The 8082-nt window shown below is 43.9% G+C and carries 8 protein-coding genes and 1 other annotated feature; of the genes, 4 read left to right on the top strand and 4 right to left on the bottom strand.

Annotated features, from left to right (window positions below; genetic code table 11):
* Window positions 1-264 precede the first annotated feature (264 nt).
* Window positions 265-783, bottom strand: coding sequence for a gamma carbonic anhydrase family protein (locus ADA55_RS17780; RefSeq protein WP_048686332.1), 519 nt, complete (start codon window positions 781-783; stop codon window positions 265-267).
* Between the two features lie 210 nt (window positions 784-993).
* Here ADA55_RS17780 and ADA55_RS17775 point away from each other — a divergent pair, with 210 nt between their 5' ends.
* Window positions 994-1797, top strand: a complete 804-nt coding sequence (locus tag ADA55_RS17775; RefSeq protein ID WP_034310569.1) for an alpha/beta hydrolase — start codon at window positions 994-996, stop codon at window positions 1795-1797.
* Between the two features lie 62 nt (window positions 1798-1859).
* Here ADA55_RS17775 and ADA55_RS17770 read toward each other — a convergent pair whose 3' ends face one another.
* From ADA55_RS17770 to ADA55_RS17760, 3 genes are all read right to left on the bottom strand, one after another.
* Window positions 1860-2255, bottom strand: a complete 396-nt coding sequence (locus ADA55_RS17770; RefSeq protein WP_048686314.1) for a hypothetical protein — start codon at window positions 2253-2255, stop codon at window positions 1860-1862.
* A 136-nt stretch (window positions 2256-2391) separates the two neighbouring features.
* Entirely contained in the window at window positions 2392-2964 is a 573-nt protein-coding gene (locus tag ADA55_RS17765) for a class I SAM-dependent methyltransferase (RefSeq protein ID WP_048686312.1), read from the bottom strand.
* On the bottom strand, window positions 2961-3920 hold the full coding sequence (locus ADA55_RS17760; RefSeq protein ID WP_048686310.1) for a TIGR01212 family radical SAM protein: 960 nt from the start codon (window positions 3918-3920) through the stop codon (window positions 2961-2963). The genes ADA55_RS17765 and ADA55_RS17760 overlap by 4 nt, the downstream gene beginning before the upstream one ends.
* Before the next feature lie 167 nt (window positions 3921-4087).
* Here ADA55_RS17760 and ADA55_RS17755 point away from each other — a divergent pair, with 167 nt between their 5' ends.
* The 3 genes from ADA55_RS17755 (at window position 4088) to leuS (ending at window position 7806) form a co-directional block, all read left to right on the top strand.
* Complete coding sequence (locus ADA55_RS17755; RefSeq protein WP_048686308.1) at window positions 4088-4594, top strand: SMI1/KNR4 family protein; 507 nt, start codon at window positions 4088-4090, stop codon at window positions 4592-4594.
* A 96-nt stretch (window positions 4595-4690) separates the two neighbouring features.
* Window positions 4691-4954, top strand: coding sequence for a DUF2524 family protein (locus tag ADA55_RS17750; RefSeq protein ID WP_034310579.1), 264 nt, complete (start codon window positions 4691-4693; stop codon window positions 4952-4954).
* Window positions 4955-5107: 153 nt separating this feature from the next.
* Window positions 5108-5338 (top strand) — a binding site (T-box leader).
* Window positions 5339-5391: 53 nt separating this feature from the next.
* Window positions 5392-7806 carry a leucine--tRNA ligase gene (leuS, locus tag ADA55_RS17745; protein WP_048686306.1) on the top strand — a complete coding sequence of 805 codons (2415 nt, stop codon included), beginning with the start codon at window positions 5392-5394 and terminating at the stop codon, window positions 7804-7806.
* Window positions 7807-8082: the final 276 nt, after the last annotated feature.

The following is an 8082-nucleotide window of genomic DNA, read 5'->3' as shown; positions in this document are numbered from 1 at the left end:
TGGAGCAAATACTCGTGAGTTTCAGCAATTTACTCGTGAATTTGGAGCAATACTGGTGAGTTTCAGCAATATACTCGTGAATTTGGAGCAAATACTCGTGAGTTTGGAGCAAATACTCGTGAGTTTCAGCAATTTACTCGTGAATTTGGAGAAATACTCGTGAGTTTCAGAATTTACTCGGAAGTTGGTGCAATGCTGGTGAGTTTCAGCATTTACTCGTAGTTTGGAGCAAATACTCGTAATTTTCAGTCAAGTGCTCGTGCATTACTTTATTCGTTCCGCCGTTTTATAGTATTGGCCTTTTTCGGCGTATTCGCGTACGATGCGTTCCATATCCTGTCGATCTTCTTCGTTGATCTCGCGGATGACTTTAGCTGGACGTCCGAATGCCAACATGTTCGGTGGAATGACTTTGCCTTGGGGAACGAGACTGCCGGCACCGATGAAAGCCCCTTCGCCGATTTCGGCTTCATCAAGTACGATCGATCCCATGCCGATTAAAGCTCCTTTGCGGATTTTACAGCTATGTAATATGACCTGATGGCCAATGGTTACTTCATCCTCGATGATCAATGGATTATTTGGGCTTTGGTGCAGGATGCTGTTATCCTGTATACTGACTTTTTTTCCGATGAGGGTTGGGGATACATCACCGCGAATGACGGAATTGAACCAGATTGATGTTTCGTCGCCAATTTTGACATCACCTGTGACGACAGCATTTTCAGCAATATAAGCGCTTTCAGCAATTTCAGGTTCTTTGCCTTTATACGGATAAATAATCATTTTCAATCATTTCCTTTCCGAAGTGAATGTTTTTATGTATTATTTTAATATACCGTATGCAAATACACTTGGCTATTTATAATAGCAATGTACAACTTGTTAGATTTCTTTTTTGTCGAAAATCACGAATATGGTTATAATTTATATATATTATTTCAACTATCATGGATCGTACACAACAAGTGAAAAGTGAAAGGGGGATTTCGAATGTGGAAATGGGAGACAGAAGGAGACGCAAAGGGCGTCATTGTCATCATTCATGGGGCAATGGAACATCATGGACGTTATAAGTGGGTAACACAAATGTGGCTTTCAGCTGGATACCATGTCGTCATGGGCGACCTTCCTGGGCAGGGTATGACTACTCGCGCCTACCGGGGACATATCGATTCCTTTGATGAGTATTTGGACGAAGTGAAAAGCTGGATAGAAGAGGCTTATGAATATTCGTTGCCGGTCTTTTTACTTGGACACAGCATGGGCGGTTTGATTTCGATACGCCTTCTTCAGGAAGAGGAATGGGACATTGCAGGAGTGATTCTTTCTTCTCCTTGCTTGGGCCTCGTGACGAAGCCGCGGAAGTTCCTTACAATGCTCTCGCATGGTTTGAACATCGTTATGCCTCAGTTCAGGGTGGATTCCGGATTGACACCTGAAATGGCGACGAGAAGTGCGGAAATTCGTGAATCCGATAGAAACGATACATTATATATCACAAAGGTTTCGGTTCGCTGGTATCGCGAGCTTGCACAGGCTATGAAGGATGCTTTTGAAGAGATTCCTGAATTTCAGGATGTGCCGCTTTTGGTGATGCAGGGCGGAGATGACCGAATCGTGAACAAGAAGGCGGTTCGTGAGTGGTTCAATTATAATTTGGCCAGTGAAAAGCAATATAAGGAATGGCCGAAGCTTTATCATGAAATCTTCAATGAACCAGAGCGTGATGATGTATTTCAATATGCGCTGAGTTTTGTTGAAAACCGTTTAAAGATATTAGGGTATGTCGTTTGATCCGTACATACTTCAGGATAAATGAAAAACTGCCGAAGTTTGACTTCGGCAGCTTTTTTGGATCAGCCTGCGTTTTTAAGCAATTCGTTCGACTTGATGACCGGTGCCCAGAAAGTAACCGGATACATAAATTGGTTCAAATGAGTAAGTTCCTTTTTGTTGGATAATGCAGTGGATAGGAGATAAATGGATTTGAAGGTCAAGTCATTGGCGAATAGGTCCAAAAGCGTCGCTTTCATATTCATGATCGCTTCATGGTTTTGGGTGGAAATCATTAAATCGAGCTGTGGCAGGAACTTATCAAAATGATGGTCAAATTGTTTGAGGTCCTCCATGGTTTTTTGTTCTTCTGTCAACGAGTTGAGCGAGTTGACAAAATCCCCGTATTGCTCACTTGAATCCCTTTTGATTTTTTCAGTCAATATATCCGTCAGTAATGAAGTAGGCAAATGTTCCATTTTCTGCACCCTCTTATCTATTTTCTATCATTATAATCATTATAGACGAAAAATTCAAAAAGTTATGATTGGTAATTCTGCTGCCTGCGAGCTGGGATGGAAAAAACACCGTTCGTATAGAACGGTGTCGGATTTATCATCTCTTTTCAATCGCGACAATGAATGGCGGATTGTTTGCTTGGTTGATGAACCCGTATCTCAGGATATGGGCTTTCTGTTGAGGGAAGTTCTCTACATAATCCATCAATGCATCCCGTTCTGCCGATCCCCCTGGATGACCATGGTATATGACGAGGATGATGATGCCTTCAGGCGCCAGCAGTTCGAACAGCTGTTCAATGGCTGATATCGTCGTCTCGGCTTGGGTGATGATTGATTTGTCTCCGCCAGGTAGGTAGCCCAGGTTGAAGATGGCACCTGTGACCTTTCCGGAATGTTCTTTCCTGATATATTTGCTTAAATGTTCATGCCCAGCGTGAATGAGGGTACAGCGCTCTTGTAAATTCTCGGCGTTCAGTTTTGCCGCTGTGGCTTCGATCGCTTCTTTCTGAATATCAAAACTATAGACATGTCCGTCTGCACCTGTAAGTCCTGCAAGAAAGACGGTATCAAAGCCATTGCCCATCGTGCCATCTATGGTTATATCCCCGGGGCGGACCGCTTTTTCCAGCAGAATCCTGGCAAAAGGCAAAATTCGATCTAGCTTCATGATTGTACCTCCATGTGATGATTTTTCCCCTGCCAGCTGTTGCGGCGTTTCAGTTCGGCGTCAATGGCATTCAGGACATCCCATTTATTTACGCTCCACATTGGACCGATCATCAAATCGATCGGACCGTCCCCCGTAATGCGATGAACGATCATTTCTGGAGGGATTATTTCCAGCTGGTCACATACAAGGCTGACATAATCGTCACGGTCAAGAAACTCGAGCAGGCCCTTTTCATATTGTTTGACCATCGGTGTCCCTTTTAATAGATGAAGTAAATGGATCTTTATCCCCTGCACATCTAGTTTGGCGACTTCACGGGCTGTTTCCATCATCATGCCGTAATCTTCCTGAGGAAGGCCATTGATGATATGGGAGCAGACGCGGATGCCATGTTTGCGCAGTTTATCGACACCTTCTTTGTAGCAATCGAAGTCATGGGCGCGGTTGATCATCGTTGCGGTCTTTTCATGGACCGTCTGGAGACCCAGCTCGACCCAAAGGTAAGTGCGTTCGTTCAATTCCGCTAAATACTCGACTACATCATCTGGAAGGCAATCCGGGCGTGTCGCGATGGAGAGTCCGACGACACCTTCCTGGGTCAATACACTTTCATATTTCTCGCGAAGCTCTGCCACGGGTGCATGTGTATTCGTGAATGCTTGGAAATAGGCCATATATTTTCCATCTTTCCATTTATGGTGCATCCGTTCGCTGATTTTCTTAAACTGGACGTCCAAGGGTTCAACCCTGCTGCCAGCGAAGTCACCAGAGCCTGAGGCACTGCAGAAGGTACAGCCGCCATGTGCGACGGTGCCATCACGGTTCGGACAGTCAAAACCGCCATCCAGGGCAACTTTAAAGACCTTGTGTCCAAAATGTTCTCTCAGGTGGTAATTCCATGTATGATATCGTTTGTTGTCCGTTGCATATATAAACGGGTTTGCTTGATTCAAATCAGCAACCTCCTAAATAAAATAAGCGCAACATATATTATACAACATTCTCGCAGCTAGGTCTTTTTTTGAAAAATAAGCGTATACTGTATACTTGAAGGCTAAATATTTTGCTGCTATTTCCAGTTTATCTTTGAATGACTATATCCAATCGGGAGCTGATGGACATGACCGGTCAAGTTGAAGAAGCGATCAAACAAATGAAAAAGAAATTAGCCGAAAATAATCAGGTGATCGAAGTAAATGAAGATGGGTTCACATACAAAGCCACTTGCACCTTCAATTCACCTGCTTCGGATGAACAAATTCATTCCTTTGAAAAGAAAACCGGACTGCTTCTGCCTGAGGATTATAAGGAGTTTTTAAAAATAACCAATGGATGCCGTCTGTTCGATAATGTGGAATCAGGCGGGGAAAACGATTTATACAGCTTGGATGATATTATTAATTACACATATGAAAATTCCTACGAGGGATGCTATAAAGTGGCCTGCATTTATCAAGATAATATTGTGATCGATGGGGAAGCCGTCGCCAATGGCGATAAGGAGTATTTAATGGTAAAAGGCCATATCGATGATTTTGAAGAAGGCGAGAAGCTCCATATGGGCTTTGCTGAATGGATCGAGCAGTTCATTTCCCATCAAGGTGAGAAGTTTTGGGATAAAGGTTGATTGCTCAAAAAAAAATGATAATCCTCCCGTTATTTGCTCAAACTAGAAAAGATGATTCCGAATCATCCAAATGAGACGCGAAGGAGAGGGTTTGAAATGGCAACCAGACAATCCGTCGATCATTTTTTAGAGCAATGTGAAGGGGCTCTCCATTTTGCAGAGTTTGAATTTAACGAGGCCTCACGGCAGGAGCATTATGATGATGAACAATTTCAAAATTCGCAAAGGTATATCGAAGAGGCTTTGACGGATATGGAACGATTGTATGCCAGTTCGAATGACCAGCAACGGGAAATGCTTTCGCGGATGAAGCAGCAGTTGAACGAATTGAGGAATGAAATGATTTTACTGCGACATTAAATGGAAGCAGGGGAGCTATGAATGAATAGCTCCCTTTTTTGCACGAATTTTCCTGAATTCGCATATATAATGAAAAACCTGTCGATAATGTTTATGTACGGCTATTGCAATTATCGGTGAAATTGACTAGAATGAAATAAAATCAATATTCTCATAAAGACTATGATGAGGAATAGTAGCGGTTTAAACCAGTAAAGAGAGTTGACGGATGGTGCAAGTCAACCTGGGACGGTCGCGAACTCGCCTTGGAGTCCCGGGTGTGAATGAATAAGTAATGCCTGGCGTTTTAATCCATGTTACGGATGTTTTAAGCTGGGCGGATTTTAGCTATCGCCAATGTGGGTGGTACCGCGGGAAGATATACATAATCCTCTCGTCCCTATTTTGGGATGAGGGGTTTTTTATTGTTTTTTATACGGAAATTAGGAGGAAATCATATGAGTTTTGACCATAGAAGCATAGAAACGAAATGGCAAAAGTATTGGGAAGGCAATAAGACATTCAAAACGGGTGAAGAAAGCGGCAAACGCAAATTCTACGCGCTGGATATGTTCCCATATCCTTCAGGGGCTGGTCTTCATGTGGGGCACCCGGAAGGTTATACGGCAAGCGACATCCTGGCACGGATGAAACGGGCACAGGGGTATAATGTATTGCATCCGATCGGCTGGGACGCTTTTGGACTTCCGGCAGAGCAATATGCGATCGATACGGGAAATGATCCAGCTGAATTCACGGAGCACAACATCAATACGTTCCGCCGCCAAATCAAAGCCCTTGGTTTTTCTTATGATTGGGATCGTGAAATAAACACGACAGATCCCGACTATTACAAATGGACGCAATGGATCTTCTTGAAATTATATGAAAAGGGCCTTGCCTATATTGATGAAGTGGCCGTTAACTGGTGTCCGGCACTTGGTACGGTATTGGCGAATGAAGAGGTAATCGATGGGAAAAGTGAGCGTGGAGGCCATCCTGTTGAGCGCCGCCCAATGAAACAGTGGATGCTTCGCATCACGGCGTATGCTGATCGTTTAATCGACGATCTGAATGATGTGGATTGGCCGGAAAACATCAAGGATATGCAGCGTAACTGGATTGGCCGTTCCGAGGGAGCGGAGGTTACATTCAATATCGATGGCTTTGATGAAACATTCACGGTGTTCACGACTCGTCCGGATACGTTATTCGGTGCAACATATGCCGTATTGGCACCTGAACATCCGTTTGTCGATAAAATTACGACAGCTGATCAAAGTGCGGCAGTTGAGGCCTATTTAGATGAAGTGAAACATAAAAGCGACTTGGAAAGAACAGACTTGGCGAAGGATAAATCAGGCGTGTTCACGGGGGCTTATGCGATTAACCCGGTAAACGGCGAAAAAATGCCGATCTGGATTGCCGATTATGTGTTGATCAGCTACGGAACAGGAGCAATCATGGCCGTTCCTGCCCATGATGAGCGAGATTATGAATTCGCAGTAAAGTTCGACTTGCCGATCAAGGAAGTCGTAGCTGGCGGAGATGTGACAAGTGAAGCATATACAGGCGATGGACTTCATGTGAATTCGGAATTCCTTGATGGGTTGAATAAGGAAGAAGCCATTTCGACCATGATCAAATGGCTGGAAGATAAAGAAATCGGCACGAAAAAAATAACATACCGCCTTCGCGACTGGTTATTCAGCCGTCAGCGTTACTGGGGTGAACCGATTCCAATCATCCATTGGGAAGACGGCACGATGTCTCCAGTGAAGGAAGAAGAACTTCCATTGATTTTACCGAAAACTACGGACATTAAGCCTTCGGGTACAGGTGAATCACCACTTGCGAACATATCGGAATGGGTGAATGTAACGGATGAAAACGGACGAAAAGGACGCCGTGAGACGAACACGATGCCACAGTGGGCAGGAAGCAGCTGGTACTTCCTTCGTTATATCGATCCGGATAACAAAGAAGCACTTGCCGATCCGGAAAAATTAAAAGAATGGATGCCGGTCGACATTTATATTGGCGGCGCTGAGCATGCGGTGCTTCACTTGCTTTACGCTCGTTTCTGGCATAAATTCCTGTACGATATCGGTGTCGTGCCAACGAAGGAACCGTTCCAGAACCTATTTAACCAAGGAATGATCCTTGGTGAGAATAATGAAAAAATGAGTAAATCCAAAGGGAACGTCGTGAATCCGGATGATATCGTGGAAAGCCATGGTGCCGATACACTTCGCATGTACGAAATGTTCATGGGGCCATTGGATGCTTCGATTGCCTGGTCCACAAACGGATTGGACGGTTCTCGCAGATTCCTTGACCGTATCTGGCGTTTATTAGTCAACGATGACGGGACGATCACAGATAAGATGACAGAGACGGATGACACGGGCAAGCTCGAAAAAGTCTATCATCAAACGGTTAAAAAAGTGACCGAGAACTATGAGGAATTGAAATTCAATACGGCGATTTCACAATTGATGGTATTCATTAATGATGCTTATAAAGCGGATTCGCTTCCTAAGGTGTATATCGAAGGCTTCGTAAAGCTGCTTGCACCAGTTGCACCGCATATCGCCGAGGAGCTTTGGTCTAAACTGGGCCATTCCGAGAGCATCACGTACGGAACATGGCCGGCTTTCGACGAAGCGAAGTTAGTGGATAACGAAGTCGAAATCGTCATCCAAATCAACGGAAAAGTCAAAGCGAAATTAATGGTGCCGACTGACACTACGAGAGAAAAACTGGAAGAAATCGCGATGGGTGATGATTCCATCAAAGAACAAATCGATGGGAAAACCGTTCGTAAAGTGATTGCCGTACCAGGTAAATTAGTCAATATCGTCGCAAACTAAATAAAAATGATTGGAAGCTGTCCCGCATATTTTTACTGCTGGGACAGCTTTTTTTCGTGGCATTGGCTGACCATGGGAAAAAGGTCATGTTAGGATACTCACCGATTTGACTCTATTAGCATCCAATCTGCCAAATGGACATCTACTATCGTCATGAGAGGAAATCGGAACGCAAATATCTTGCTTAATTGGTTCGTGCGAATCATTTTTCAGCTCTATGGCCAAATAAATCAAGCATTTGACATAAAAAAGGGAAAAAATTGGTTGATAAAATTT

Source organism: Bacillus sp. 220_BSPC (genome assembly GCF_001054655.1).
In the GTDB taxonomy this organism is placed as follows: Bacteria; Bacillota; Bacilli; order Bacillales; family DSM-1321; genus Peribacillus; species Peribacillus frigoritolerans.
The sequence above is the reverse complement of the archived record's forward strand: the minus strand, read 5'-3'. Positions and strand labels throughout refer to the sequence as shown.